This window comes from Bradyrhizobium sp. SZCCHNRI1029 (assembly GCF_032487555.1).
GTDB lineage: Bacteria > Pseudomonadota > Alphaproteobacteria > Rhizobiales > Xanthobacteraceae > Bradyrhizobium.
This window is the reverse complement of sequence record NZ_JAUEUK010000017.1, coordinates 1-25,720: the sequence shown is the minus strand read 5'-3', so window position 1 is coordinate 25,720 and position 25,720 is coordinate 1. Positions and strand designations below refer to the sequence as shown.

At 67.3% G+C, this 25,720-nt stretch carries 23 protein-coding genes; 5 read left to right on the top strand and 18 right to left on the bottom strand.

Going from position 1 to position 25,720, the window contains the following annotated elements:
- Window positions 1-29 precede the first annotated feature (29 nt).
- The 4 genes from QW861_RS32065 to QW861_RS32050 form a co-directional block, all read right to left on the bottom strand.
- Window positions 30-236, bottom strand: coding sequence for a hypothetical protein (locus QW861_RS32065; RefSeq protein WP_172111383.1), 207 nt, complete (start codon window positions 234-236; stop codon window positions 30-32).
- A 91-nt stretch (window positions 237-327) separates the two neighbouring features.
- Complete coding sequence (locus QW861_RS32060) at window positions 328-1,149, bottom strand: hypothetical protein (protein ID WP_315754330.1); 822 nt, start codon at window positions 1,147-1,149, stop codon at window positions 328-330.
- Between the two features lie 4 nt (window positions 1,150-1,153).
- Window positions 1,154-2,518 carry a hypothetical protein gene (locus QW861_RS32055; RefSeq protein WP_409998693.1) on the bottom strand — a complete coding sequence of 455 codons (1,365 nt, stop codon included), beginning with the start codon at window positions 2,516-2,518 and terminating at the stop codon, window positions 1,154-1,156.
- Between the two features lie 140 nt (window positions 2,519-2,658).
- The gene (locus QW861_RS32050) at window positions 2,659-3,726 is read right to left on the bottom strand and encodes a phospholipase (RefSeq protein WP_316193964.1); all 1,068 of its coding nucleotides are present in this window, start codon (window positions 3,724-3,726) and stop codon (window positions 2,659-2,661) included.
- A gap of 343 nt (window positions 3,727-4,069) precedes the next feature.
- Here QW861_RS32050 and QW861_RS32045 point away from each other — a divergent pair, with 343 nt between their 5' ends.
- Window positions 4,070-6,001, top strand: a complete 1,932-nt coding sequence (locus QW861_RS32045) for a calcium-binding protein (protein WP_315754334.1) — start codon at window positions 4,070-4,072, stop codon at window positions 5,999-6,001.
- Window positions 6,002-6,020: 19 nt separating this feature from the next.
- Here the strand turns inward: QW861_RS32045 and QW861_RS32040 are convergent, their stop codons facing one another.
- The 6 genes from QW861_RS32040 to QW861_RS32015 all read right to left on the bottom strand — a co-directional run bounded on the left by QW861_RS32040 (window position 6,021) and on the right by QW861_RS32015 (window position 12,011).
- Window positions 6,021-6,992, bottom strand: coding sequence for a S1C family serine protease (locus QW861_RS32040; RefSeq protein WP_315716217.1), 972 nt, complete (start codon window positions 6,990-6,992; stop codon window positions 6,021-6,023).
- A gap of 157 nt (window positions 6,993-7,149) precedes the next feature.
- Window positions 7,150-7,455 (bottom strand): hypothetical protein, encoded by a 306-nt coding sequence (locus QW861_RS32035; RefSeq protein WP_315754336.1) that lies wholly within the window; start codon window positions 7,453-7,455, stop codon window positions 7,150-7,152.
- Window positions 7,439-8,542, bottom strand: a complete 1,104-nt coding sequence (locus QW861_RS32030; RefSeq protein ID WP_315754338.1) for a hypothetical protein — start codon at window positions 8,540-8,542, stop codon at window positions 7,439-7,441. Before QW861_RS32030 ends, QW861_RS32035 begins: the two co-directional genes overlap by 17 nt.
- On the bottom strand, window positions 8,539-8,982 hold the full coding sequence (locus QW861_RS32025; RefSeq protein ID WP_315716214.1) for a DUF4383 domain-containing protein: 444 nt from the start codon (window positions 8,980-8,982) through the stop codon (window positions 8,539-8,541). Before QW861_RS32025 ends, QW861_RS32030 begins: the two co-directional genes overlap by 4 nt.
- Window positions 8,979-10,424 carry an FAD-binding oxidoreductase gene (locus QW861_RS32020; protein ID WP_315754340.1) on the bottom strand — a complete coding sequence of 482 codons (1,446 nt, stop codon included), beginning with the start codon at window positions 10,422-10,424 and terminating at the stop codon, window positions 8,979-8,981. The genes QW861_RS32025 and QW861_RS32020 overlap by 4 nt, the downstream gene beginning before the upstream one ends.
- 69 nt (window positions 10,425-10,493) lie before the next feature.
- On the bottom strand, window positions 10,494-12,011 hold the full coding sequence (locus QW861_RS32015; protein WP_315754342.1) for an AMP-binding protein: 1,518 nt from the start codon (window positions 12,009-12,011) through the stop codon (window positions 10,494-10,496).
- Between the two features lie 350 nt (window positions 12,012-12,361).
- Between QW861_RS32015 and QW861_RS32010 the strand changes: the two genes are divergently transcribed.
- Window positions 12,362-12,766 (top strand): four-helix bundle copper-binding protein, encoded by a 405-nt coding sequence (locus QW861_RS32010; RefSeq protein ID WP_315754344.1) that lies wholly within the window; start codon window positions 12,362-12,364, stop codon window positions 12,764-12,766.
- Window positions 12,767-12,902: 136 nt separating this feature from the next.
- On the opposite strand, the gene QW861_RS32005 is transcribed toward QW861_RS32010, so the two are convergent.
- Window positions 12,903-13,073: a Flp family type IVb pilin gene (locus QW861_RS32005; RefSeq protein WP_284418181.1), complete on the bottom strand. Its 171-nt coding sequence runs from the start codon at window positions 13,071-13,073 to the stop codon at window positions 12,903-12,905.
- Between the two features lie 160 nt (window positions 13,074-13,233).
- On the bottom strand, window positions 13,234-14,781 hold the full coding sequence (locus QW861_RS32000) for a winged helix-turn-helix domain-containing protein (RefSeq protein ID WP_315754373.1): 1,548 nt from the start codon (window positions 14,779-14,781) through the stop codon (window positions 13,234-13,236).
- Window positions 14,782-14,927: 146 nt separating this feature from the next.
- On the opposite strand from QW861_RS32000, the gene QW861_RS31995 reads away from it, so the two are divergent.
- The gene (locus QW861_RS31995) at window positions 14,928-15,977 is read left to right on the top strand and encodes an alpha/beta hydrolase (RefSeq protein WP_315754347.1); all 1,050 of its coding nucleotides are present in this window, start codon (window positions 14,928-14,930) and stop codon (window positions 15,975-15,977) included.
- Between the two features lie 11 nt (window positions 15,978-15,988).
- On the opposite strand, the gene QW861_RS31990 is transcribed toward QW861_RS31995, so the two are convergent.
- On the bottom strand, window positions 15,989-16,561 hold the full coding sequence (locus QW861_RS31990; RefSeq protein ID WP_315754349.1) for a GNAT family N-acetyltransferase: 573 nt from the start codon (window positions 16,559-16,561) through the stop codon (window positions 15,989-15,991).
- A 324-nt stretch (window positions 16,562-16,885) separates the two neighbouring features.
- Here QW861_RS31990 and QW861_RS31985 point away from each other — a divergent pair, with 324 nt between their 5' ends.
- Together QW861_RS31985 and QW861_RS31980 are read left to right on the top strand one after the other, a co-directional pair.
- Window positions 16,886-18,397: a hypothetical protein gene (locus tag QW861_RS31985; RefSeq protein WP_315754352.1), complete on the top strand. Its 1,512-nt coding sequence runs from the start codon at window positions 16,886-16,888 to the stop codon at window positions 18,395-18,397.
- Window positions 18,394-19,890: a hypothetical protein gene (locus tag QW861_RS31980; RefSeq protein WP_315754354.1), complete on the top strand. Its 1,497-nt coding sequence runs from the start codon at window positions 18,394-18,396 to the stop codon at window positions 19,888-19,890. The genes QW861_RS31985 and QW861_RS31980 overlap by 4 nt, the downstream gene beginning before the upstream one ends.
- A gap of 6 nt (window positions 19,891-19,896) precedes the next feature.
- Here the strand turns inward: QW861_RS31980 and QW861_RS31975 are convergent, their stop codons facing one another.
- From QW861_RS31975 to QW861_RS31955, 5 genes are all read right to left on the bottom strand, one after another.
- Window positions 19,897-21,156: an Hsp70 family protein gene (locus QW861_RS31975; protein ID WP_315754355.1), complete on the bottom strand. Its 1,260-nt coding sequence runs from the start codon at window positions 21,154-21,156 to the stop codon at window positions 19,897-19,899.
- 170 nt (window positions 21,157-21,326) lie between these two features.
- A complete protein-coding gene (gene prfH / locus QW861_RS31970) occupies window positions 21,327-21,950 on the bottom strand; it encodes a peptide chain release factor H (protein WP_315754357.1) in 624 nt (207 codons plus the stop codon).
- On the bottom strand, window positions 21,947-23,086 hold the full coding sequence (locus tag QW861_RS31965) for an RNA ligase RtcB family protein (protein WP_315754358.1): 1,140 nt from the start codon (window positions 23,084-23,086) through the stop codon (window positions 21,947-21,949). The genes prfH and QW861_RS31965 overlap by 4 nt, the downstream gene beginning before the upstream one ends.
- 448 nt (window positions 23,087-23,534) lie before the next feature.
- Window positions 23,535-23,936 (bottom strand): hypothetical protein, encoded by a 402-nt coding sequence (locus QW861_RS31960; protein ID WP_315754360.1) that lies wholly within the window; start codon window positions 23,934-23,936, stop codon window positions 23,535-23,537.
- Window positions 23,937-24,156: 220 nt separating this feature from the next.
- Window positions 24,157-25,140, bottom strand: coding sequence for a phosphotransferase enzyme family protein (locus QW861_RS31955; protein WP_315754362.1), 984 nt, complete (start codon window positions 25,138-25,140; stop codon window positions 24,157-24,159).
- Window positions 25,141-25,720: the final 580 nt, after the last annotated feature.

The window sequence follows — 25,720 nt, the reverse complement described above, 5'->3', positions numbered from 1 at the left end:
GCGCCCTGAAAACAGCAGCGTCGTGCGCGTTACTTCGACGAGATGCGAACCCAGTCGTCATGTGCGCGGGTCTTGAGTGAATTCCAGCTGTCCGCCGCGACGTCCCAGTTCACGATCGTCCGGCGCGTCTGCGCGGTCGGCCCGTTGGCGACCTCGGAGGTCTGCATCGAATCATGGATGTAGACGCCGAACCCCAGAATGAGAGCCCCCAGGATCATTCCCACGAATGTCCGCATGTCATGTTCTCCAGTGTGACGGCCAATAACGCCGCGGTCGAAACTTGGTTCCGCGCCCGCCGCGGTCCCGGTCCACCGCGATCAGAACATCCTAACTGCGCGATTTTTCAGGCCGCGATTCCGGCAGCGAGGTGACGAGATTGAGTGTTTTCATCTCGTCGGGCTTGAACGTGAACAGCTGGTCATGCGGCGTCTCCATCGCATGCACCCAGACCTTCAGATCGATGCCCATCTCGGCGAGATGGCGCTGGCATCGCGCCGAGATGTTCTGCGCAAGGCTCATGTCGTCGCCGGACCTCACGGCGGTCCCGGACGTGGGGACTGCGGCGATCTGATGCACGCCGATGATCGCCCGCTCGCCGGCCCGGCGCTCGAGACCGCCGGCGAACACCAGCGGGCACGACGAGGCGCAATATTTTCCCGCCTCCACTTCGGTTGCGAATTTCCGCGCGCGGATCAGTCGCCCCATCGCCAGCGCGTCGGCGACGGAGCCGCCGGGCGAGTTCAGCACGATCGTCCTAATATATTCGCCATGACGTTCGACTGCGTCCGCAAAGCTGCGCGCGCTGCCGGGCGTGATCGTGCCGGTCGCGAACAGCCGGCCGCCGCCGCGCAGCTCGAACTGAATCGGCCGCTGCAAGGCACGATCGCCCTGCGGCAGCGGCATCAGCCGCTTCATCAGGGGCGCCAGCACGGATGGTGATTCCTCCGGCAGGTCCGGCGCGTCGCGCCGAATGTCGAGCTGAGGCGGGGCCGCATCCGATGGCACTTGCGGAGCATTCAACTCGAGCAGGTCCGCCGCGAGAACTGCGACGGTGACGACGAGAATGCTGCGGAAGACCCAACGCAGAATGCTCTCATCGGGATTGTCCGCGAGCCAGGCATGGACGCGTCGGTTCAGCGCCGAAGCCACGGGACTACTTTCCGATTCGAGCCGATGACAGCGACGTCACGTTCTCATCCGCCGCGGCCGGCGCCGGCTCAACGGCCGGTGCAGAAGGCTCCTCCGTGGGCGTTTCGGCTGGCCGTCGCTCGGCCGCCCGCCTGGCGTCCTCCACCTCGCGCGCAATCTGCAATGCGGTGACGAGATCGGCGGCGGTCAGGCTGGAGGCGCTCACGGCGGGCAGGCCCTCGCGGCGGATGGCGGCATGGACGACGCAGAGGATCAGCACCAGCACCGCCGGCATCAGGTCGATCGAGATTGCGCCGGCCCAGCTCGGTATGAAGTCGCCAGCGTAGCGCAGCACGGCTTCAGCGGGCGACAGCGTCTGGAACCGGGTCGGCTCGATGCGCGGCAGCGCCAGGATCTTGTCGGCGGCGTCGGCGAGCGAGGCGGCCTGCGTGGCGATCGCGCTCTCCACCTTGCCGACGACGGCGGTCTGGCGCTCGGCCAGGTCGCCGCTGCGTCCGCCTGCGGCAGGCGCGATGAATCCGGCCGAAAGCGACGTCGCGGCGCGCCTCACCGCAGGTGCCACCGAGGTCTGCTGCAGATTGGCGATCACGCCCATCAGGTTCAACGACTCCGTGGCGAAGGCATCGCTACGCGTTGCGATCGGCCCGCGGTCGGAGATCAGCTCGCGCATCTTGGCGAGGCTCTTGCCGCCCTGCTCGTAGAGAGCAGAGACGCGCTTGCCGGACTCCTGGACCTGTTGTCCCAGTCCGTCGAGCTGCGTCGACATCTGCGCGAGGAGCTGGACCACGGTGCCCGATCCGGAGGTGCCGGTGAGCGAGCCCGCGCGTTCGGCGTCCGCCAGCTTGGCGAAGCGGGAGGAGGCGAGCTGGATATCGGGCAGCAGGCTTTGCGCAGCGATGGCCTGGCTGTTGGCCCTGTCGAGGTCGCGCGTGTAGTTCTGCACGGTGATGGCGAGATGCTGCTGGATCGCTGCGGCGCCGGCCAGGGCCGACGCATTCAGCCAGGACGACATCGCGACGATCATCAGCGAGCCCAGCAGCATGCAGCCGGCCATCATCAAGCGTCCGATCGCGCTGGTGACGTGCGGCATGAACTGCATCATGAACACCCAGAAGGCGTAGATGCCGACCGAGACCGCGACTGAGTAGATGACCGCCGCAAAGAACACCGTGGTCGGACTGCCGTTGAGCAGCTCGCGGACGCCAAGATAGGTGTAGACGCCGGCGGCCAGCGCCAGGATCGCGGTCGTGAGCTTCAGCGTCACCTCGAGACGGTTGACGCCATTGGCGAGCACGACGGAGGTGGAGGAGCGGGCGGACGAGACTTGCGCGACGGACGCGGCAGGCGAGGGCATCAGCGGCGAGGGCATGAACAAACCTTCGGCGGCGTCATGGCCGCCCGTGTGCAGCGCCCCCGCTGTATGACCGAGCAGAACCAATGCGGACAAAATCCGCCGACATTGTGTCGGCGGCATTGCCGATCAGCCATGTCGTAGCAAGGGAATCAAGCTCAGCGCATCAGCCAGCGCAGCAGCTCGACATTCACCTCGCGCGGATAGCTGTGGCTGAGATCGTCGATCTCGCGATAGGCGACGTTGGCGCCGGCCTTGGCCAGGGCGTCGGCCGTATGCCGCGCGATCTCGACCGGAAACATCCAGTCGAGCCGGCCGTGCACGATCTGGATCGGCAGGCCGCGCAGACGGTCCCGGTCGGCGATCTCGGCCATCAGCGGATGGAACGTCGCGGCCACCGGCGCAAGATGCGTGAACGGTGAGCCTGCGGCCAGTCCGCTGACGTAGCAGAACGTGCCGCCGTCGCTCATCCCGGTCAGGAGTATGCGGGCGGGATCGATCGCGACGCGACTGCGGATGAGGTCGAGAATGCGCAGGAGGTTCGGCGTATCGGCGTCGTCGCCCATCAGCGCCCAGGTCGGTCCTGCCGCGGTGGGAGCAACCAGGATGGCGCCGAGGCTGCGCGCGGCGCGCAGCCAGCTCCAGAGAAAGTCGCGGCCGTTGCCGCTGCCGCCATGCAGCGCCATGACCAGCGGCCAGTCTCGGTCCGCCGTGTAGTATTCCGGCACATACAGCGAAAAGCCGCCGCGATTGCCGATCTCGTTATGGTCGTGAAACACGGTGTCCTTGCCTGCAGAGGACGCGGCCAGCAGCTGGCGCAGCCCGTCGTCACCGTCGACGGTGGGATCGAGGAAGAACTCGCTCAGCGGCGGCAGCGTCGCGGCCAGTGGAAACAGCGCCTCGAGTGCGCGGGGCAATTGACGGAGGGCCCTGAACACGTCGACCAGGTCGCCCTCGCCGCGCTGAACGGCGCGCAGGCCGGCAAACGACATCAGCGCTGCGTCCGCTGCGGTGTCGAAGGCGATACGGATATGGGCGAAGTCCGCCGGCCACGACGTGAGATGAATCCGCGCCGTGTGCAGCACCTGCTCGGGATCGCCGACGTCAGCCATCACGCGATCGAAATCCGGCGGGTTCAGGTAGCGTGCAACGTGGGACAGGGCTTCGAGCGTCTGCAGCAGTGGCGGCAACACGATGAGAATGTCATCCACCACGGCATCCGTCATGCAGGTCTCCTTGATACGCGATACGCGGGGCTGGCCGTCTCGTCTGCTTGCCGGTCATGCAACGCAAAATCGGGCGTCCGGGCAATGACCATTTTCCGAACGCGTGTTCGCTCCGCGAAGCCGCAATCTCGCGATGCGGCTCCTGCAAGTCAACGCGGTGCGGACGCTGCCGTCGCGCGCGGCAGGTGAGTCGCGCGCGAATACACGCGCAGACGATAGTTGATTGACAAAATTCGGGCGCGATGTCGCACTTGGTGAGAGCCGGCGGCGCGGCGGAGGGTTCCTCGTGGATCACCGCCCTGGGTCAAAACTGCCGATCGGTTGCCGAGGGGGGATTCGCATCATGACCAAATCGCCGTCGGCCGCGTTGATCAACGCGGTGCTCGCCATGGACGTCTACAACAGGGGCGTCAACCCGACGCTCGTGGTCAATTTCAACCGTATCGGGAGCTATGAGCTGGTGGCGGCGAGCGTGACCTCGACCGCCGACAATTTCGAGGCCGCGACCTATCAGCTCGCGGGCGATCCATCGACACGGATCATTTCGTTTCGCGGCACCGACAGTCTCGCCGACGTGCCATCGTGGCTTGGCGGTGCCGGTCTGGCCGGCTGGCCGACGCAGTTCCCGGATGCGGAGTCCTACTACAAGACATGGGCGACATCGAACGTCTCGCTGACCGGACATTCGCTCGGCGGCGGACTTGCCGGCTACATCGCGGCGCTCAACGACAAGGTGGCCTATGCGTATGACGCGATGCCGTTCGAATTCGCGGCTGAGGTCCGCTACGACCAGTTGCACGGCTTCTGGGGCGCGCTGACGTCGCACCCGGTCGACCGCTATTCCGACATTCACATGGTCTCCCTGTCCGGCGAGATCCTGCAATATGTGCGGGCTGCGGCGCCGGTGCTGGAAGCGCCGCTGGCGCTGCTGCAGCTCGGACCGGTCGCCGGCGCGCTTGCCATCGCCCATGCTGCGATCGGCATCTCGTCAGAGCAGAAGACCGTGCTCGGCGCGGGCACGGATCTCGGTCAGGATCCGGTCAGCCTGCACTCGATCGCGCTGCTGACGATGATGCAGTGGGCGAGCGACAACGGTGCCCAGGATTGGAAGAAGGCGGCGGCTGTGCTGCTGGCGCCGCTGGAGGATGACGCCATTGCTTCGGCCGTCGGCATTCCCGCGGCCGGTGTGAGCGGCGAAGGCGCGCCGTCCGACAAGATGAAGGACATGATCGCCTATTCGACGGTGACCGACGCCAGTGGCTACGGCAACAGCGCCGTGCAGGCCCTGTTCAACGGCGGTGGCGTGCTCGGCAACAGCGTCAGCGCCGACACTGCGGCGACCTACCTGAAGAACGGCGGGGTCGAGAAGGCGCTGGCCGATATCGTGGTGGAATATTCGGCACTGCTGGCGCAGAACCACGACGAGGTCGCGGCGACGCCGGGCGTGATCGGCCATGAGCACGGCATCCTTTATCAGGACACGGCCAACAACCTGCTGGTCGCGGATCTGTCGTCCGACCTGTGGTCGCGCGCCGACACCGGATCGGCTGTCGACGTCCTGGGCAAGCTCGCGCTGATCGATGCTGTCGCGAGTTTCGACAGTGAGGACGCTGGCCTGATCGACCTGGCGATCGGCGTGCTCTGGGGCGGCAAGACCGACAATCTCGACTGGCTCAGCGCAGCCTTGAGCGACGCGGCGACCACGGTCGCGGTCGATCCGGTGCCGGGCGCGATCATTGCTGCGTCCGACGGTGCGCTGCTGATCGCGGGCGGCGGCAACGACACGCTGTTCGGCACCGCCAATGACGACCTGCTGATCGGCGGCGGCGGCAGCGACGTGCTCAAGGGCGGGGCCGGCGACAACATCCTGGTCGGCGGCGTCGGCGCCACCTACGTCTATGCGCAAGGCGACGGCAACGACGTCATCATCAACGGCGTAGCGTCGCTGTCGAAGCCGACAGGCACGCTCGATTTCGGAACGACCTACACGGCCGACAATTTCTGGTTCGTCAAATCGGGCAACGATCTGGAGATCGACATTCTCGGCACCCATCAGCAGGTCACCGTCGCCGACTGGTTCCTTGGCGGCTCCTATCAGCTGCAGGAGATCAAGGCCGGCGGTCTCGAGATCGATACCCAGGTTTCGCAACTCGTGCAGGCCATGGCGACCTACGCCCAGGCGCATCCGGGTTTCGATCCCACGGTGGCATCACAGTTGCCGACGGATGCGCAACTGCACGACCAGATCGCTGCGGCCTGGCACGTCAACGCGTGAACGCAGGCCCGCGGCCGCCTCAGTGCAGCCGCGGCGCCTTGAGCAGCTTGGCGCGGTCGGTCGAGGCGATGGTGACGTCGAAGGTGACGCCCTCATGGTGCACCGTCAGCGGCACGTCGACGCCGGCTGCGCCGAGCGCCCAGAGCTTGCGATAGAACTCGCTCTGGCTCGTCACCTTGTCGCCGTTGATGCCGAGGATCACGTCGCCCGCCTTGAGCTCGGCGCGGGCCGCCGGGCCGTTGTCGGAGACGCCGATCACGACGACGCGATCGTCGACCTCCGTCGCGTACATGCCGAGCCAGGGGCGTGCCGGCTTGTTGACACGGCCGAAGCGCCTGAGATCATCGATGATCGGCTTCAACAGGTCGATCGGCACGATCATGTTGACGTGCTCGTCCTTGCTGTCGCGCTCGCGCTCCAACTGCAGCGACCCGATGCCGATCAGTTCGCCCTTGGCCGAGAGCAGGCCGGTGCCGCCCCAATTCGGATGGGCGGGGTGGGTGAAGATCGCCTCGTCCAGCAGATATTCCCAATAGCCGGCGAATTCCTGCTTGGCGATGATCTGGCTCGCGACCGATCGCGTGCGTCCGCCGGCGCCGCCGAGCACGACATGATCGCCGACCTTGGTTGCCGCCGACGAGCCGAGCGGCAGCGCCGGCAGGTCGAGCGATCCGAGCGCCTGCACCAGGCCGAAGCCGGTCGTGAAGTCGAACCCGAGCACATGGCCCTCGACCACGCGTCCGTCATTGGGGTGCAGCCAGACGGATTCGGCCTCGGTGATCAGGTAGCCGATGGTCAGCACCAGCCCGTCGTCGATGACGACGGCATTGCCGGCACGTTCGGTCCCCAGCGTTTCCGCGCTGAAGGCGTCGGACGGAATGATGGCATGCAGGCCCACGATCGAGGACAGGGCTTGATCGAGATCATATTGATAGTCTTCGGCGCGAGGCTGGAAGGCGGACGGCACTTTCCATTCGGTCAAAGAAGGCATTTCGTTCTCCTGCTCTGTCGATACCCCCGGGTGCATCGACCAAGCTTCTGCTTCGTGTCGCGTGACGGCCACAGCGTGAACGCGAGCTTAACATCTTTGGCCGGCTGCGCCAGTTCCGCCGGCTCCGCATCGGCGTCGGGAGGAACTGGCTTCCCAACTACCCGCGGCCGCAGCCCCTGCCGATCACGGGCCAGACCAGCCACGCTCCGGCAGCATACAGGCTGCCGACAGTCGTGGCTCCGGTTTTGGCCGCGATGTGGAAACGTCCGGCATCGAGCAAGGCTCCGTCGGAGGCGACGATCGCCGAGATCATACGGTCGGACGGGCCGAACACGACCACCGCATCCGGCTTGATCACCAGGGCCATGGCAGCCATGCCCGCAAACCAGACGAGGGCAACGGCCAGCACGCCCTTCAAGGGAAGGGCGCGGGACGGGGGATGCCGGTCAATAGTCGTAGGCATGCTCGAACGTATATCCCGCGGCTTCGAAACGGCCGATGTCCTGAACCAAAGACCGGACCGGTACGTCGACGCCGATGCGACGGGCACCGGGGCGCGACTGGATCGGGACACTGAATATAGGCAGCCCATCGAAAGCTGCCAGCCGTCCGTCGCCCGGAGGGACCACGATCGTGACCAGGATACGATGATTGCCTGCGATTTCGCCGAACGCGGCGCCGTCATGACGGCCGAGCTCCTTGGCGAAGGAATCAAACTTGGCGTAGCGCTCGGTCTCCACCAGCACGCCCTTCATGCCTTTGGAGTCCGTGACCTCGCGGATCACCTTCACGCCCGGAATGGCTGCAAGCTCGGCGGCAGGCAGGCCGGTGACGACGCTCTGGATGGTCAGCACGGCCGGATCGTAGCCCGCCACATAGCCGATGACGGCCGCATAGGCGGCGCGCCCGGCATATTGCAGGCTGAGCGAGACGCGCCGCTCCACGGCGCGGAACGACGGCACGAAGGGCGTCTCGCGCCAGAACTGATCGAGCTTGGCGACGAAGGGATACCGATACCAGGGCGTCTGATACAGGAACGCCGCGTAGTCCTTCAGCAGGGCAAGGTTGAAGGCGTCCTCCGCTGTCTTGACGCCGTCGGTGGTCTCCCAGCTGATCGCCCCGATGCTCTTCTCGTAAGCGCCCTGGAGCGCCATCTCGGCGGTGAAGCTGAAGCCGATGATGTAGTTCGTCAGCTTCTGCTCCGAGGTAGCGGGACCGGAGCCTGCGGCCTGGCGCGTGGCCCGGCACAGGCTGCGCCAGAAGCCGGAGACGCTCGATAGATAGTGGAAGTCGGACTCCGAGGCCTGCCCGGTCACCGCAGCGAGGTCGGCATAGGCGTGGACGATGTACCATTCAGGAAAGGTCAGGAAGCTGTCACCCTGTGATCGCGCATATGCGGGATCGGTGATGCCGAAGTAGGAGGTCACCATCGGGGTCGGGACGTCGGCCACGCAGACCGTCTCGACGCTGATCACGGTGGCGGCAACGCCGATCGCCGCGGCTGCCAAAACGACGCCGAGAAGATACAGCGCTTTACGACGCAGGCTCATGCGAGGGCAGCCTGTCTACGCCACGGCGACCAGCCGACCGCGATGCCGATCGCGCCGAGTGCGAGATGCGGCAGGCTGGAGAGGACCTTCACCAGCCACGAGGTGTCGCGGATGCCGTCGATGACGATCGAGAGGTCGAGATAGCCCGAGCCGGTGAACACGCCCATCACGCCGTCGAGGAAATACAGCGAGCCGAACACGCGCAGGAAGAACACCGCGCTGCGGCGGGTCAGCATCGCCGCCAGCGCCCACAGGCCGGAGGCGACATGCAGCGCATCCTTGTAGATGTCGAGCTGGAACAGGCCGAACACGCGGCCTTGCGCATCGATAAAGGTCGGGATGTAGTCGGTCGCGGCGGCGAACAGGAGCGCCATGGCGAGCGCCAGCGCGGCGATGCGATAGCGGTCCAATGCGAAGCCATCTGCTGCTGATGTATTCATGCGAAATAGGCGTCCCACATCGCGTTGCGGAACAGGAGGTTCGGATCATACTGCCGCTTGGCGGCGACGAAACGCGCGGCCGCCGGATAGGCCTTCTCGACCTGGTCGCGGCGCGCGTGCAGACGATAGGGCAGATAGAACGCGCCGCCAATCGCCGTGATGCGGTCGATCAGCGCTTCCGTCGTCCGCAGCATGTCGATCTCGCCTTCGGGCGAGGTCGCCTGCGAGAACGACATGACGGCCGCGATCCGGCGCACCGGTGCGATCGTGAGCGCGGGTGTCTTGTCCTCGGCGACGTAGCGCAGGGTGACGTTGAGGAATTCGGCGCGCGCCTTGGGAATGATCTCGCGGCAGGCGGTGAGGAACTCGCCGAACCGCTCCGGCGCGACGAAATATTCGTGCAGGATGTCGGTGCGGTGCATGTCCTTCTGCGCCAGATTGGCGACCGGCTCGGCCATCAGCGAGTTGCGGGTGTAGCGGCTGTCGGAGATGGCGGGGCCGAGCCGGGTCTCCATGAACCAGCGCAGGCCCTTGGCGACCTCCCATCCGGTCTGGGCGCGATAGATCGTGTTGGCGACGCCGGTGAGCTTGCCGGAGCTGACTGCCGCGGGTAGGGTCGCCGGAGCATCGGGGGCGGGGCGGAAGGTGACGAGCAGGGCGTCGTCGAAGAACGCCTTGCGGGACACCGACATCCGGCCATAGGCCATCTTCACATTGGCGTCGCCGTCGATGTTGCGTGTGAACTGCTCGGCGAATTTCTCCGGCGCCATGCGCTCGAAGCGCGGCTCGAGCAGCAGGTTCGGCACCATCTCGACCTCGAGATCGACGACGATGCCGAACAGGCCGTAGCCACCCATCGCGAGCCCGAACAGCTCGGCATTCTCGTTGCGCGAGCACTGCACCAAGGTGCCGTCGGCGAGCAGCATGCGGATCGATTTCACCGTGGAGCCGAACGGGCCATACGGCACCGGCCAGCCATGGGCATTGACGCAGAACGTGCTGCCGACGCCGAAATCGCTGTTGGACTGCATCACGGCCGGCGAGAAGCCTTTGGGATCGAGCGCGGCGATCACGTCCCACCAGCGGTTGCCCGCCGCGGTGCGATAGGTCTTCGCCGCCGTGTCGAGCTCGATCGCGCCGCCGTCGAGCGTGATCGCCGTGCCGTCGCGCGGCAGGCTCTGGCCGCCCATCGAATGCCGGGCCACGGCCGCGGTCACCGGGCGTTTCGCCGCGGCCGCCTCCTTGAGCTCGGCGCGCAGCCGCGCGATCAGGTCGTCGGTCGTGGGCTTGCTGATCACCACATGCCTGGCGACCGGCGTCGGGTTGAGCCGGCTGGCGTCGTTGAGGATGGTGCGCAGCTCGGCCCGCGCCCGCGGCATCCGCGCCAAGGGCAGCGCCGCGGCCGTACCCGCGGCGCGCAGAAACCGTCGTCTCGACATCATGGCGCGGACTCTCCTTCCCTTCACGGCGTCTACGCCAGCATCGTAAACGTTCGAAAAATTTCCGTGCCGTCAGTCTGCCGCCGGGCGCGCCCGCGTGGGCACGAGACGGAAGTCGCGGCCATCCTTCACCCACTCCGCGCGCTCGTCGCGCAGCAAGGTGCGGCGGACCTTGCCGGAATCGTCGCGCAGCATGACGTCGACCAGCTCGTAGCTTTCGGGGTGCTTGTAGCGGCTGAGCCGGTCGGCAAGGAACGCGCTCATGCCGTCGACGATTCCCTGCGCATTCCTGGAGCGGTCGATCTCCACGATCGCATGCACGCGCTGGCCAAGCTCTGGATCGGGCAGGCCGACCACGACGCAGGAGCGGATGTCGGGATGCGCCATCAGCGCCGCCTCGACCTCGGCCGGATAGATGTTGGCGCCGCCGCGCAGGATCATGTCGGCGAGGCGATCGCCGAGATAGAGATAGCCGTCGGCATCGAGCCGGCCGATGTCACCGAGCGACTCCCAGCCGTCGGCGCGGCGCTTCGGCTCGGCGCCGAGATAGTGATAGGTGCTGCCGGGACCATCCGCAGGCAGGAAGTAGATCTCGCCACTTTCGCCCGGCGCGACGTCATTGCCTTGGGGATCGAGGATGCGCAGTTTGCAGGACTCGTCGATCTTGCCGACCGAGCCCTTGTGCTGCAGCCATTCGGTGCCGGAGATGATGGTGCGGCCCTGGCGCTCGGTGCCGCCATAGAGCTCGTAGACGCGCTCGGGCCCGAGCCACTCGATCCATCTTTCCTTGAGCCATGGCGGCATCGGCGCGGCCATGTGGAACACCATCTTCAGGCTCGACAGATCGTAGCTGTTGCGGACCGCCTCCGGCAGCGCCCAGATCCGGTGCATCATCGTCGGCACGAAGTTGACCCACTGAATGTGCTGCGTCTGGATCAGCCGCAGCGTCTCTTCGGCGTCGAACTTCACCATCCCGGTCAGGCTGCCGCCGGCGAACAGCGCGTAATGCGACACGATGAAGGGCGCGTTGTGATAGAGTGGGCCGGGATTGAGCAGCGATGCGCCCTTCGGAATGCCGAGCGGCGGCTCGGCGGCGGTGTCGGTTACCGCAGGCTGGTGATCGAGGATCACCTTCGGCCGTCCGGTCGAGCCGCCCGAGGTCATTGCTTTCCAATAGCGCGACACCGGCGCGGCGAGCGGCGCGTCGGAAAAGCCCTCGGGCGTGAAATCGGCCGGCAGCGCGTTCGGCGCATTCCAGTCGGCCTCGCCGCCGACCACCAGTGACGGCTTGAGGATCTCGAGCACCGCGGCGGCCTCGCCGCGCGGCAGCCGCCACGACAGCGACGTCGGCGTCGCGCCGCATTTCCACACCGCGAAGCTGGTCTCGAACAGCGCATTGCCGTTGGGCAGGCCGATCGCGACGAAGTCGCCGGGCTTGACGCCCTTGGCCGCGAAGGCGCGCGCACGCGCATTGGCGCGGCGCTCGAGCTGCTCCCAGGTCAGGACATCGGTGCCGTGCCGGAGCGCGACGCTGTCCCCGGGTTTGCGCTCCGCATACCAGCGCGGCACGTCGGCCATCGGAATCAGCATCCATTCCTCCGTATCGTCGGCTGCCTCGCACGGGCGCCCATTCTTGGTCCGCGGCTTTGGCCGCCGACGTCAGTGATGAGAGGTGTTGTGCCTCAACCGAACCGGGTCGTCCATACGCGCGCGCCGCCAGGTTTCGGATGGCAGTTCTGCGAAATGGCGCTGATGAGCCTGAGGCAGGACTGAAAGGCTGGAAGCCGTGACGCCAGGCGGACTGATAATTCCGTCACGCGGATCGTAAGACGATCGGGGTCGCGCCACGGGAACAGGTCAGGCACCGAACGGCGCGGCGATAAGAACCTTTGCAGCCGATCTTCATTGTCGCTCGCGGGGGCCAACGGACAGGAGCTCCCATGCACGCTCAACAGATGATCGAAACCCACCCGCACGTCCGCGGTCGAGTTGACGACGCACTCGTCCGCTGCATCGAGGAGTGCTACTCCTGCGCTCAGATCTGCACCTCCTGCGTCGATGCGTGTCTCGGAGAGAATAGCGTCGCCAGGCTGACGCAGTGCATCCGGCTCAATCTCGATTGCGCCGACGTCTGCAACGTCACCGGCCGTCTTGCCACGCGGCGCACGGGCTCCGACCAGGAGATGATCAGCCGCATGCTCGAGGCCTGCGCGGCGGCGTGCCGGCTATGTGCCGAGGAGTGCGATAAGCACGCCAAGATGCATGCCCATTGCCGGATCTGCGCCGAGTCCTGCCGGCGCTGCATGAACGCGTGCGAGGAGGCTGGACGCAGCACGACCCATTGATAGGTCGGTTGCGGCGCCGCTCCATCGAAGAATGGAGCTCATCAAGAGACAAAGGCCGGGCGCGAGGCCCGGCCAGTCCGACCATGGCGACCGGATTGCTCCGGTCCTGAGAACGCCATCGCAGACAATCGATCGATCAGCCGCCGTTCAGCTTCGTGGTCAGGGTCGTGAAGATGCCTTCCAGGGTGAGTCCGAGCTTGTTGAGTATGGTGATGATCGCAAGCGCGATGCCGGCCGCAATCAGGCCGTACTCGATCGCGGTTGCGCCCGATTCATCCTCGTAAAATTTGAGAAGCAATTTCTTCATCAATTCCCTCCGCCGCCCGGCAACATGACCGCCGAACGATGCCCGCGAAACTACGGAATGGAACCTAAGGTAGTATGAACGAGGTCTAGCCAAGTTTCGCAACTTTGCCGTTTATGTCGAAAATCTCAGTTGCAACACGGTCCACTGCACGCGAACGGGCTCATGGCGGCACACCGGCTGCGCGCAGTGCCTCCGCGTAGGTTGTGGCGAGCGTCCCGGCCGGAAACGGGATCCGTTCGAGGAACTCGGACACGGTGAGATGCGGTTCGAGGCTCAGAAGCTGACGCGCGACCTCGCCGGCGCGCGACATCTCTCCGGTCCTGACCAGGGCCACGATCAGGACGCGGAGCGCGACGGCGAAACGCCGGTTCTGCGCCAGCGCGATCTCCGCCCATTGAACGGCGCCAGCGAGATCGTCCTCCGCCACCGCACAGATCGCCAGCGCTCCGGCTGCGAACCAGCCCCGCGGATCGCGCGGGTTCAGCCGCCGCGCCCGTTCGATCATCGCGCGTCCCGCAGCCGTGTGTCCGGCCATGATCTCGATCCAGCCGCTCAAGGTCAGCGCCATCGCCGAGTTCGGGTTGATGGCAAGCGAGCGGCGGAACAGCTCCCGTGCTGGGGCGATGTCCTCGGCCATGTTCCAGATCGCGAAGGCCGCCATCCACAGCACCTGCGCGTCACCGGGCGCATGCTCGCACGCCTGCCACGCCCGCGCCACGGCGGCCGTGCGATAGGTCTCGTCCGGCGCGCTCCAGCCCTGGAAGTGGCGCAGCGCCTGGCAATAGGCCCAAGCCGCCATCGCGGGCGCGCAGGCGGGATCGATCGCCAGCGCCTGGTCCAGACACGCGGTCGCCGCCGCGAGGCTGTCGGACGTGAAGGCGTCGCGCAGGCTGGCGGCGCGCAGCAGCAGATCGTAGGCGTCCGGATGCAGCGGCGGCGTGGCGCGGCGCCGCTCGCCTTCCGCCAGTTCGAGCGTCGGCTCGATCGCCGCCACGATGCTCTCGGTGATGCGGTCCTGCAGCGCGAACACATCGTCCAGCTGGCCGTCGAAGCGCTCCGCCCACAGATGCGCACCGGACGCCGCATCGATCAGCTGCCCGTTGATGCGCAGGCGGGACCCAGCGCGGCGCACGCTGCCTTCGAGAACGTAGCCGACGCCGAGCTCGCGTCCGACCGTACGGATATCGACGGCCTTGCCCTTGTAGATGAAGGAGGAGTTGCGGGCGATCACGGCGAGGCCGCTGCAACGGGACAGCGCGGTGATGATGTCCTCGGCCATCCCATCGGCGAAATAGTCCTGCTCGGGATCGCCGCTCATGTTGGTGAAGGGCAGCACGGCGATGGCGGGGCCGTCGAAGGCGGGTGCGGCTGATACGGCCGGCGTCTGCACCGCGTCGGCCTGCTCACGGACCGCCCCGACGAAGCGGACGCCCTTGCGCGGAATGGTGCGGATCAGCCGCTGCGCCTCGCCGCTGTCGCCGATCGCGCTCCGCGCCGCGCTGATGCGGCTCGCCAGCGTCGCCTCGGAGACGATGCGGCCGCCCCACACCTCGGCGAGGATGTCGTCGCGGCTGACGACGCGCTCGCGCGTCCTGATCAGGAACGCGAGCAGGTCGAACACCTGCGGCTCCATCGCGACCAGGTCGTCGCCGCGGCGCAGCTCGCGGCGGCCGGGATCGAGCACGAAATCGTCGAAGCAATATACCACAGGCACCGTCCTGGCCGCCGGTTTCACCTTCGCGTCACGCGATCCGCAAAATCAAGCCGGCCTCAAGGAAAAATCAATGCCTCCTCCAAGCGCCGCGCGGGCGCAAGGCGCACAACGACCGCACCTCGGAACCAGGAGCCTCCGCCATGCCGACCATCCTTCACGCCAGCCGCCGCCGTTTCCTCACCCTTGCCGGAACCGCCGTTGCGGCCTTTCAATTCGGCTCCAGCGCCGGGCAGGCGCAGAGCTTCAAGTCGGCGTCGAAGCTGCCGGCGATCCGGCCGGGGGCTGCGACGTCGCTCGGACCGATCAAGCAGGTCAAGGCCGGCGAGATCAGCATCGGCTATGCCGAGACAGGTCCGGCCGACGGCCCCGTCGTCATCCTGCTGCACGGCTGGCCGTACGACATCCACAGCTTCGCCGACGTCGCGCCGGCGCTGGCCGCGTCCGGCCATCGCGTCATCATTCCGCATCTGCGCGGCTACGGCACGACGCGGCTGCTGTCGCCGACCGCGTTGCGCAGCGGCCAGCCGGTCGCCGTCGCCGCCGACATCGTCGCGCTGATGGACGCGCTCGCGATCAGGACCGCGACCCTCGCCGGCTATGACTGGGGCGCGCGCACCGCCAACATCATCGCGGCGCTGTGGCCGGAGCGGTGCAAGGCGATGGTCTCGGTCAGCGGCTATTTGATCGGCAGCCAGCAGGCCGGCCGCATGCCGCTGCCGCCGGCCGCCGAGCTGCAATGGTGGTACCAGTTCTACTTCGCGACCGAGCGCGGTCGCGAGGGCTACGACAAGAACCGGCGCGACTTCGCCAGGCTGATCTGGCAGACGGCCTCGCCGAAATGGGCGTTCGACGACGCCACGTTCGCGCGCAGCGCCGCCGCCTTCGACAATCCCGATCACGTCGACATCGTCGTGCACAACTATCGCTGGCGGCTCGGCCTCGCGCAGGGTGAGGCGAAATACGATGCGCTGGAGGCGAGGCTCGCGACCTTTCCCGACATCACCGTGCCCACCATCACGATGGAGGGCGATGCCAACGGCGCGCCGCATCCAGCGCCCGAGGCCTACGCTAGGAAGTTCACCGGCCGCTACGAGCACCGGCTGATCACTGGCGGCATCGGCCACAACCTGCCGCAGGAAGCGCCGCAGGCGTTTGCGCAGGCGGTGCTCGACGTGACGACGAGCGCGTAGCGCCGACGATCTCAGGCGGGAGCGCGTTGCTTTTCTCGGCGTTGCAGCCACGTCTCCCGCCGCACGATCCATTGCTCGGAGCGGGTCTCGCCATTGTGGTGCGCGACCTCGATGAAGCCGACGAACTCGGCGCCCGTCTTCTGCTTGACCCGCCGTGATGCGATGTTGCTCGCGACGTTGCAGACGGTGAACTGATCGAGCCCGAGCGGACCGAAGGCGAAGTCGTTCACGGCGGCGATCGCCTCGCTCATCAGCCCTCGATTCCAATAGGGCTCAGCGAGCCAGAAGCCGCGATGGCCCTTCATCGACTCCATGCGCGGCCGGAAGTGAATATTGCCGATGGCCTCGCCGTCACCGTCGCGCAGCGCCAGCACCCATTGATACAGCTCCTCGCCGGCCGCGATCCTGTCGAGCTGCAGCCTGACGAAGGTCTCGGCGCCGTCGGGAGGATAGGGCCACGGCACGACGGCCGCGAGGTTGCGGATCACGTTCCAGTTGTCGAACTGACGCTGGATCGCCGGCGCATCGGCGAGGGCCAGCGGCCGCAGGATCAGACGGGCGGTATGCAACGTGGGCGTGAGCATGACGCCATGCTGTCGTTTACCAAGCTCGTTTGCAAGCCGGGGTTGCTACGCCGTCTAACTCGCATGTCATTGATACTTCGCATCGCGCTCCGCCATTAAGGTTGCCAGGAACTTTCACGCCCGGACTGGAGCCCGATACTTCCACAACGTTGCATTGCAGTGCATGAATCGAGCACACGCAGCCTGCACGAATGCAGCGCGCGTACAACCGTCGCAGGAAACTGCGCCGGCTCGGGCTCAGGGTTGCGCCCGAACGTCAACCATTCGTCTGCCGCGAGATCATCACGCAGATCTTGGGCGGGCGCGATTCGGGGTGTCGTGGATATGAAGCGCAAAACGGCGGATCGTCAGTTACGTCGTCTGCAGGCAGAGCAGAGCTTCGATCCGCGCACATGGCGCGATCGGCAGCTCGGCCGGGCCGCGCCGTTCTACGGCTCGGAGCTGTTCCAGCTCGGCTGCCCGCCGCTGGCGTCGTTCATCGCCGCGTTCCTCGGCTGTCTGATGACCCTGCATCTGAGTGCAACCGGGCTGTCGCCGCTGATTGCCTCGGCCGCGGCGGCTTTGCTGCTGTGCGCCTCGCTGATCCTGACACGGACCGCGGATCTGGTGCCGAGCACGTTCTTCTCGTCGGCCTATGGCGGCAGCTTCGTCGGCATGACACCCGTGGCGCTGTTGAACGCAAGCGTCATTCGCGCCGGCCTGCCGCTCGACGCCGCCTTCGTTCTGCTCTCGCTGTTCTGTGGACTGGTGTTCTGTCTGGGCTGTGCGCTCGACATGTGGCTGCGCGGGGGGCTCGCGCGTGGCTATGGTGGACGACTGGGCGCGCTGGCGGCGGTCGCTTCGTTCCTGTTCGTCGGTCTCGCGCCGCTGCTTGGCGCCGAGGGCGAGCTGTTTCCGATCGCGCGCCGCGGCGCGCTGGAGCAGGGGCTCGGTGGAACTGCGCTCACCTTCGCGTTGTGCACGGTCGGCATGCTGGCGACGATGGCCGCCTTGCGCTGGGCGCCCGTGGCCGGGTCGCGCCGCGCGGTACGCATCTTCGTTGCGGCGACGGTGGCCTTTGCCGGCCTCGTGGTGCTGCAGCTTCTGCCCAGCAAGGCCCCTGATCTCGACGCCTATTCCGCCGGTTGCTTCGTCGGCATGTCGTCGTTGCGGCGGCTCCGCAGCCTGCCGCAGGCGATGGCCGCGGTGGTGCTGCTGACGTGCCTGCTGATCCTCACCGGTCCCATCCTGCCGAGCGTCGGCGGCAGCCTCGGATACATCGCCTTCGTCTCGGTCATCTTCGTGGATGCTGCGGTTCGTCTGTTCGTCGAGGCAGGGGAATCGCCGTGGCAGACCGTCCTCGCCTGGACGCGGGGACTCGTCGCCACACTCGCTATCTTCGCGGTGCTGCTCACCAGCGAGCTGATGTTTCAGCCGCCGGTGGCGGAGCCCAATGGTCCGTTGGTGAACGCGGACAAAGCCGCTGCGCCGGCGCGGACCACGATGCCCTCACACGACGAGGATCGGCGCGACGGCACGGCGCCCGGCGAGCCGGCCTTCGCCGCTGACACAGCGCCCGATCTGCCGCTTCAGATCCTGAATCCGGAGGGCGCCAATCCGCTCGCCCCGCGGCCCTCGAGTGAGCCGGTCCAGCAGTCCGCGTCGCCCGCGTCCGCAGAGCCGTCCCGGCGGATCGGTCGCGATGGTCGGCCAGCGGGCGTGCTGGCTGCCCGGCTGAAGCGCCAACAGGCACGGGTGGTGCCGCACGCGACGGCGCGACCGCGCATCGTGGCCCGCCATGAGGTGCAGCCCGCGCCGGAGTGGCGGCCGGACCCATCGACGTTGGCGGGGCCGTGACAGCGGACCGCGATGGCGCGCTCGACCGGCCGTCCGAGCCCGGCTCTCACCGCTGGCCGCGCCGGTCGCTGAATGTCGTGCCGCTGGCCTCGTTCGCCGGCGCTTTTCTCGGTTGTCTGGCGACGCTGCACCTGTGCACGTCGGGCCTGTCCCCGGCGCTCGCGTCGGTCACCGCCACCCTGCTGCTCTGCGCTGGCCTGATCACGGCAAGAACCAGAGATCTGCTGCCGACGACCTTCTCCTCCTCGGTCTATGGCGGCAGCTTCAGCGGGATGACGCCGATCGTTGCGTTGAGCGAGAGCGTGGCGCGGTCGGGGCTTCCGGTCGATAGGTCCTTCCTGCTGCTGTCGCTGTTTTGCGGCCTCGTGTTCTGCAGCGTCTGCGCGATCGAAATGCGGCTGCGCGTCGTGCTGTTGCGCGGCTATGGCGGCCGCTTCGGCGCGCTCGCGGCGATCGGCTCGTTTCTGTTCCTCAGCTTCGCGCCGCTGCTCGGCGCCGACGGCGCACCGGTGCGCGTCGCCAGCCTTCAGGGCTTCGACAGGGGTCTCAATCATTCGGTGCTCATGCTGGCGCTGTGCGGCGTCGGAATGGTCGCAACGATGGTGGCGCTGAGGCTGCCGCGGGTTGCGGCCGCAGGGCGGCCGGCGCGCATCTTCGTCTCGGCAGCACTGGCCTGTGCCGGTCTCGTCATCCTGCAGCAGCTCGCGCCGGACGATGCCCGCCTGTCCGACGCGTATTTTGCCGGTTGTTTCGTCGGCATGTCGTCGCCGCAGCGTTTGCGGGGTGTCGTCCAGACGCTGGTCGCCGCGGTGGCGCTGACCGCGTTGCTGGTCCAGGCGGCGGCGGTTCTGCCAAGCGTCGGCGGCAGCCTCGGCTTCGCGGCCTTCGTCGCGGTGGTCGGCGTCGATGCCGGCCGCCGGATCATCAGCCGCGCCGCGCTGCCGCCCGAGCGTCCTGCGCGGATCTCGCTCGGCAGAAGCCTTGCCGCCGCACTCGCGATTGCGGGCGTGCTGCTGCCGAATGACATGTTCCAGTCGGGGCCGGTCGAGGAGACCACGGGATCGATCGTGCAGGTCGAGAGGCCGCCTCAACCTGAGCCCGCCGTTCCAGCGGAGCCTGTTGCGGCCGAGCCGGCCGTGGCGGCAGTCCCGATCGAAATGCCCGCCGATGCGCCGCCGGCCGCCGAGACGACATCCGACGTAGTCCGTCCGGTCGCGCGGCCGGCGCCAAGCGAGCCGCCGCGGCGGCGCCGCGCCAGCCGGCCCGCAGTCGTTGCTCCGCAATCGCGTCCGATCGATCCCGAACCCTGGCGCATCATCCGCGACGGACAGCAGGCGGGTGCAGGAACGGCGGCGACCGGCTCGCCGCCGGCTCGGGCCAAGCGCAGCCAAGCCCGCGTTCCCGGATCAGCACCGGCCCCGCCGCGCGCCGCGCCACGGCCGCGGACGCCCCGGGTGCAGGATCCGCAGCCCTCGGCGTCGGAACCGCGCTGAGCAGGCTCAGCCGAACTTGCGCCGCGCGTCGAGCGCGAGCCCGATGCCGACGCTGCCGAGCAGGTCGGTCTCGGCGATGCGCGCCGCCGGAAACAGCGCCAGGATTGCCTGACGCAGTGCCGGCACCATGCTCGAGCCGCCGGTGAGGAAGATGGTGTTGATGGCAGCGGCCCCGACGCCGGCATCGTCGAGCAGCTTGGTCACCGTGCCGACGACGCGCTCGACGGAATCGCCGATGGCGCGGTCGAAATCCTTGCGCGTGAAGCGGATGCGCGCCCAGTCGTCCTTCTCCGACAGCACCGAGGTCAGCGACTTGGCCGCGGTCAGCGCGATCTTTGCCTGCTCGACGCCGATCGCGAGCGTATGGCCGCGATGCTCCTCCACCACCTTGATGAAGCGGTCGACCAGATCGCGCCGCTCGGCCTCGTAGCGGATCTGGCGCAGCTCGCCGATCACGCCCCTCTTGTAGAGCTGGTTGATGCGGTGCCAGGTGGCGAGCTCGTGATAGTACAGCGTCGGCAGGTTGCGCTTGCCGTCGGCGGTCAGGCTGCCGTAGCCGAGATGCGGCATCACGCTTTTCAGGCTGAGAAGCCGGTCGAAATCGGTGCCGCCGATGTGGATGCCGCCATTGGCGAGGATGTCGTCCTCGCGCTGCGTCTTGCTGCGCCGCTCGGGCGAGACGCGCACGATCGAGAAGTCCGAGGTGCCGCCGCCGATGTCGACGATCAGCACCAGCTCCTCGCGGGCGACCTGCTGCTCGTAGTCGAGCGCGGCGGCGATCGGCTCGTATTGGAACGCGATGTGCTTGAAACCCTGGTCCCGCGCGATGCCCTCCAGCGCGCTCTGCGCCTCCGCGTCGGCCGCATCATCCTTGTCGACGAAGCGGACGGGACGGCCGAGCACGACCTGATTGATCTCCCTGCCGAGCCGCGTCTCGATCCGCGTCTTCAGATGCGCGAAGAAGAAGCCGAGGATACCGGCAAACGGCACCGCCTTCTGCCGGATATAGGTCTTCTCGTGAATCAGCGCGGTGCCGAGGATGCTCTTCAGCGCGCGCATGAAGCGGCCGTCGTGGCCGGTCAGATAGCGCTCGATCGCGCTGCGCCCGAACTGGGTGCCGTGATCCTCGAAATCGAAGAACATCGCACTCGGCAAGGTCCGCTGCTCGCCCTCCAGGGGGATGAGCTCTGCGGAGGCGGAATTGCTGAGGCCGACCGTGGTGTTCGAAGTGCCGAAGTCGATGCCACAATGGGCCGCTGCCGCCATGCTCGTCTCGTTTCCGTCCGGGGGGGCGGTCCGCTTAGCCGTTCGGCGGTGCGATGTCATCCGCCAATGTGCGGAGCGGCGCGCATGGCAGTCGTCTGGCGGAGAGATGACTGTGCATCCTGCCTGTCGAAGGTGCAGCCGGGGGCGCTGACGCCCCCGCTGTCCGGTGATCATCCCGCCGGCCTGAATGCCGGTCCCTCGAAGCGCAGCCCGGCTGCGCCACGTTCGACGCGGTCATGCGCCGCGTGGATGAGGCGCGCCTCGCCGGCGTCCGCCAGGCGCCCGCGGCCGTCCAGCAATGCGGCGAGACGCGCGAGCGCCAGCGCCTTGTTGCGATGCTGGGAGCGGCCGTCGCGCGCGATCGCGACCAGCCCCGTCGGCACGTGAACCGCGCGCACCGCGCTCTCGGTCTTGTTCTGGTGCTGGCCGCCGGGCCCGCCGGCACGGAAGCTCTCGAACCGGACGTCGGTGGCCGCCAACGCCGCCATCCGCTCCGACAGGGGCAGATCGACGATGCCGACGAACCAGTTCTTGCGGCCGTGATGCGGCCGCAGCGGACTGCGGCACACCCAGAGCAGCGAGCCCTGCGTCCAGCGCCGCGCGAGGTCGGCCGCCGTCGGCCCGTCCAGCACGACGATCGCGCTGGCCGGCCCATGCCCGTCGATCTGCTCTCGCGCGATCGCGCATTCGCAGTCCGCCGCCTCGGCCTCGTCGGCGAGCCGCCGCAGCGCATGCGCGACCGCGATCCGGCATTCGGCCGGACCGCGTCCCGCCGTGAGGAGCAGCCGTCTCATCGCCGGTCCTCCCTGCGCGGCCGCTGGACGGCGATCTTCTTCACCGTCACCAGCGGGCGGAAGCTGGCGACGACGCGCGCCAGCCCGAATGCTTCGAGATCGGCGATCACGCCGGCGATCGGCTTGTAGGCCTCCGGCGCCTCCTCGGCGAGCAGCGCGCGGTCCTCGCAGATCACGCGGCCGCCGAACGGATTGCGCGCGAGACGCTCGCGATCCGATCGCGTGGCGCCGACACGGCCGATCATCGAGCTCCGGTCGAACTTGCGACCGGCGCCATGCGCGATCGACCACAACGCCTCCTTTGGCGCTGACGCGAGCGGCGCGACCAGATAGGACAGCGCGCCGCGCGAGCCCGGCACGACGACGAGACCCTGGTCGGACGGCGCAGCCCCCTTTCGGTGCAACACGCCGTCTGCACGATGCTCGATGCAATTGTGCGAGCACGCGCAGACCGGATCGGCCTCACAGCGCAGGGCCGTCGCGGCCCGCTGCGCGATGACCTGCCGGTTCAGCGACGCCCAGCGCAGCGCGTGATCATGTGCTGCGAGATAGGCGTGGCCAGCCCCACTGTCCGGCGCGAGCGGCTTGAGGCCGTCGGCGATCTGCCGTTCGAGCAGCGCATGGCCGAGGCCGCGCGAGCCCGAATGCACCAGCAGATGGGCGCGGTCGCGATCGATGCCGCAGGACGGATCGAACACCTCCTCGACCGCCTGCAGCTCACAGAAGTGATTGCCTCCGCCGATCGTGCCGAGCGACGCATCGAAGTCGGACGGCGCAAGCTGATGAGCTGCGAGCTCGCTCACGATGTCGCCGTCATAGGGTGTGGCGACGTCGCGCAGCCGGTCGGCCGCCTTGTCGACGCGAATCCGGCGCGAAGCGAGGTCGAGCTGATACAGCGCCATGCCGCAGCCCGCATCGGAGCCGACGAAGGCCGGGTGGATATGGTCGGCGAGGATGGCGCAGCCGACGGGACCGAACTTGCCGGGATGCAGATCCGGCATGCCGGCGACAGCACGCACGCCACAGATGTCAGCCACGGTTTCGAGCTGGCGCGCAGCGGCGCCCTCGATCCAGGAGCTGAACGAGTAGAAGCCGTGGACCGGCGCACGGCCGTCCACGCGATGGGAATTGCCCATGTAAATACCTTGGAGAAAGATAGGGAGAACTGGTCAGGGACTATCAGCGCGCGCGGACGCACGCATGCCAGACCAAACCTCGCCTCACGCGAGGATCAGTCCCGGCGGCTCCTGGCGGAGCAACGGATGATCGCAGTCATCGTCTCTCTCCTGTGCGGCGGAGCCGAATGCTCAACGCCGGAGCGCGTAGTAATCACATCCCGATCATATTGGCAATGTGCGTCATTCAACCGATGTCCCGCTGTGACGTACAGGACACGGATGCCCCGTCGTTTTCGAGCAGCTCGCTTTCTCTCCGTCATTGCGAGGAGCGCAGCGACGAAGCAATCCAGGGCCCCGCGCACCACACTGGATTCATCGCCGCGCTCGCACAGAATGGGTGGCATCGAAGATGGACGACGGCGCATCTGCCCGCAGCCGGCAGATCCAGGCACGTGCATCCTCGCGATCAGAACAGCGCGAGGAAATCGCCGAGGAAATAGATGATGGCCACCACGATCAGCGCGCCCATCAGCAAGAAGGAAAGCTGCACGGCGATCGCGCAGCCGCCCAGGGTCGTCGCCATCGCCGCGACGTGCCGCTCCTCGCGACGCAACTGACCCACGACGCCGAGAATGATCGCAAGCAAACCGAGCGAGACCGCGGCCACCGGCAATTGCTGGTGCAGGCGGTCGGTCCAGGACGTCTCGCGCGCCGGCGCCTGGTCGTCGACGCCCTTGATGCGCGCCATCAGGCGCTCCTTCACGCGATGTCCGACATCGACGATGACCTGGTCGATCGGCGGCGGCGGATCGATCACCGGCAGCACCCAATGCGGCAGAACCGCCGCGACCAGAGCCCGATCACGCAACCGATGATGCCCAGCCGGCGTGACTGAACGATCGTGTCTGTCATGGCTCAAATCTCCGATGCGGGCGTGCTGCGTCTGCTTCGGTCGCGGCGGAAGGATTGCGAAACGTTAATTTCGTCATCGTCACCGCGGAAAGGACCCAACCCCCGCAAGCCTGAACGCCTGGATCATGCGTCGGCCGCCGGAGCTCTCCGGTTCAATCCCTCCGATCCGCCCAAGCTCATAGCAAGCGCGTCGCAAGGTGCTGCGCCTCCCAGCCTTCGAGAAATTCCCGCTGCTGCGTGACCCAGCGGACATTCTCGCTACCCCATTCGCGCGAACGGCTGGCCTGCTCGCCCATCAGCCAGGAGTGCCTGACGATCACGAAGGCATGCGCGGCCTCGAAATCAGCGGCCGAGATCGGGCGGACCGAGCGGTAGCCGTCGACGAAGGCGTGCCACGCCGCATGAAAGCGCCGGCCGAACGACAGCTTGGCCCACAGGAACACGGCCAGGTCATAGGCCAGATAGCCGGGACCGCCGTCGTCGAAGTCGAAGAACACGGCCTCGCCGCCGGCGCCGATGCGCGCATTGAAGCCGTGGCAGTCGCCGTGACAATGCGTCCATGTCAGGCCCTCCATCGCCTCGATCCGTGCGGCGGTTCGCTCCGCGATGTCCTGGAGAAAGCCGCCATCATCGGCATCGATCAGACTGCAGAGCTGTTGAACGCGCGCGAGCGGCCGGTGCAGCAGATGGTCGAGGTCCAGAAGATAGAGCGGCGCTTCGGGCCGATAGGACATCGCCGCCGCGTGCACTCGGGCAAGCGTCACGCCGTTGGCGCGCGCGTCGCTCTGCGATGCGACCTCCGGGGGCCGTCCCTCGATGGCGTGAAACAGCACGCCTTCGCGGCCGCCTTCCGCCGCCTCGCCGCGTACGAACAGCGCGCTGTCGCGCGCCGGAACCGCCGCGGCCACCGGCACGCCGCAGCGCGCGAGATGTGCGAGGAAGTCGGTCTCGGTGCGGACATCGGCCGGGCCGCGGGCGCGGTGATGCGACAGACGGAAGACGTAGCGTGCGCCCGTTGCGGATGTAATCAGATAGACGTCGTTGAAGCCGCGGTTCATCAGGCGGCACGCGAGCGGCTCTGATAGTGCGTAGTGTGTTGCCACGAAGCGGCCCACGCTCTCGGCGCCGGTCGTGGTGTAGATCGGCTCGAAGTCGGGCACGTCGCGTGTTCCGGATTGTGGAGACGATGGCATCCTAAGCTGCTGCCGTCCGCGGTGAAAGGCGGGACGGGCACGAGCAATCCATCGCATTGGCGTAGGCAGGTTGTACCGGGCTGCCCGTCGGGCAAATCGATCGAGGTGGCGAGCGCAATCTGCCGCTCGTGTCCAGCCCGCCTGCGAAAAATATTCTTGTTTCGCTTTTCCGGAAATCATGCTTATCTCCCGCGCATCCCGCCTCATGCAGAGAGGGGCGTACGCGTCGTCACGATACGCGGGGGCGGGGAGTGGTGGCCGTCGCGAGGTCGGGCGCGTTCGCGCGCAAGACGGCTGATGTCGTGGCGGACGGTCAAGCCGTGTGGTCCTGGCGCCCCGAAGCTGGCGCCAAGCTCGCGATCACGTTCGTGCGTGGTTGCGAGCGACGGGGGCAAACAAGCCGGTCCCCGGGGAGAGCGCGGAGCAGCCGTGAAAACCATCGCGCAGGGAAGGCCGGTGGCGGGCTCAATCGGTGGTCGCAACACCAAGTGTTTTCATTCGTGACAGCAGCTCGTCAAGCGCTTCTGCTGGAGTTTTCCATCCTAGC

What these genes read in the sequence shown, in the direction of transcription:
- QW861_RS31990 (WP_315754349.1), bottom strand. Translation starts at nt 16,561, where the DNA reads ATGCTCACGCCCACGTTGCATACCGCCCGTCTGATCCTGCGGCCGCTG.
- QW861_RS31995 (WP_315754347.1), top strand. Translation starts at nt 14,928, where the DNA reads ATGCCGACCATCCTTCACGCCAGCCGCCGCCGTTTCCTCACCCTTGCC.
- QW861_RS31985 (WP_315754352.1), top strand. Translation starts at nt 16,886, where the DNA reads ATGAAGCGCAAAACGGCGGATCGTCAGTTACGTCGTCTGCAGGCAGAG.
- QW861_RS31975 (WP_315754355.1), bottom strand. Translation starts at nt 21,156, where the DNA reads ATGGCGGCAGCGGCCCATTGTGGCATCGACTTCGGCACTTCGAACACC.
- QW861_RS32005 (WP_284418181.1), bottom strand. Translation starts at nt 13,073, where the DNA reads ATGAAGAAATTGCTTCTCAAATTTTACGAGGATGAATCGGGCGCAACC.
- QW861_RS32010 (WP_315754344.1), top strand. Translation starts at nt 12,362, where the DNA reads ATGCACGCTCAACAGATGATCGAAACCCACCCGCACGTCCGCGGTCGA.
- QW861_RS32025 (WP_315716214.1), bottom strand. Translation starts at nt 8,982, where the DNA reads ATGAATACATCAGCAGCAGATGGCTTCGCATTGGACCGCTATCGCATC.
- QW861_RS32020 (WP_315754340.1), bottom strand. Translation starts at nt 10,424, where the DNA reads ATGATGTCGAGACGACGGTTTCTGCGCGCCGCGGGTACGGCCGCGGCG.
- QW861_RS31965 (WP_315754358.1), bottom strand. Translation starts at nt 23,086, where the DNA reads ATGGGCAATTCCCATCGCGTGGACGGCCGTGCGCCGGTCCACGGCTTC.
- prfH (WP_315754357.1), bottom strand. Translation starts at nt 21,950, where the DNA reads ATGAGACGGCTGCTCCTCACGGCGGGACGCGGTCCGGCCGAATGCCGG.
- QW861_RS32035 (WP_315754336.1), bottom strand. Translation starts at nt 7,455, where the DNA reads ATGCCTACGACTATTGACCGGCATCCCCCGTCCCGCGCCCTTCCCTTG.
- QW861_RS32030 (WP_315754338.1), bottom strand. Translation starts at nt 8,542, where the DNA reads ATGAGCCTGCGTCGTAAAGCGCTGTATCTTCTCGGCGTCGTTTTGGCA.
- QW861_RS32015 (WP_315754342.1), bottom strand. Translation starts at nt 12,011, where the DNA reads ATGCTGATTCCGATGGCCGACGTGCCGCGCTGGTATGCGGAGCGCAAA.
- QW861_RS32050 (WP_316193964.1), bottom strand. Translation starts at nt 3,726, where the DNA reads ATGACGGATGCCGTGGTGGATGACATTCTCATCGTGTTGCCGCCACTG.
- QW861_RS32040 (WP_315716217.1), bottom strand. Translation starts at nt 6,992, where the DNA reads ATGCCTTCTTTGACCGAATGGAAAGTGCCGTCCGCCTTCCAGCCTCGC.
- QW861_RS32045 (WP_315754334.1), top strand. Translation starts at nt 4,070, where the DNA reads ATGACCAAATCGCCGTCGGCCGCGTTGATCAACGCGGTGCTCGCCATG.
- QW861_RS32065 (WP_172111383.1), bottom strand. Translation starts at nt 236, where the DNA reads ATGCGGACATTCGTGGGAATGATCCTGGGGGCTCTCATTCTGGGGTTC.
- QW861_RS32055 (WP_409998693.1), bottom strand. Translation starts at nt 2,518, where the DNA reads ATGCCCTCGCCGCTGATGCCCTCGCCTGCCGCGTCCGTCGCGCAAGTC.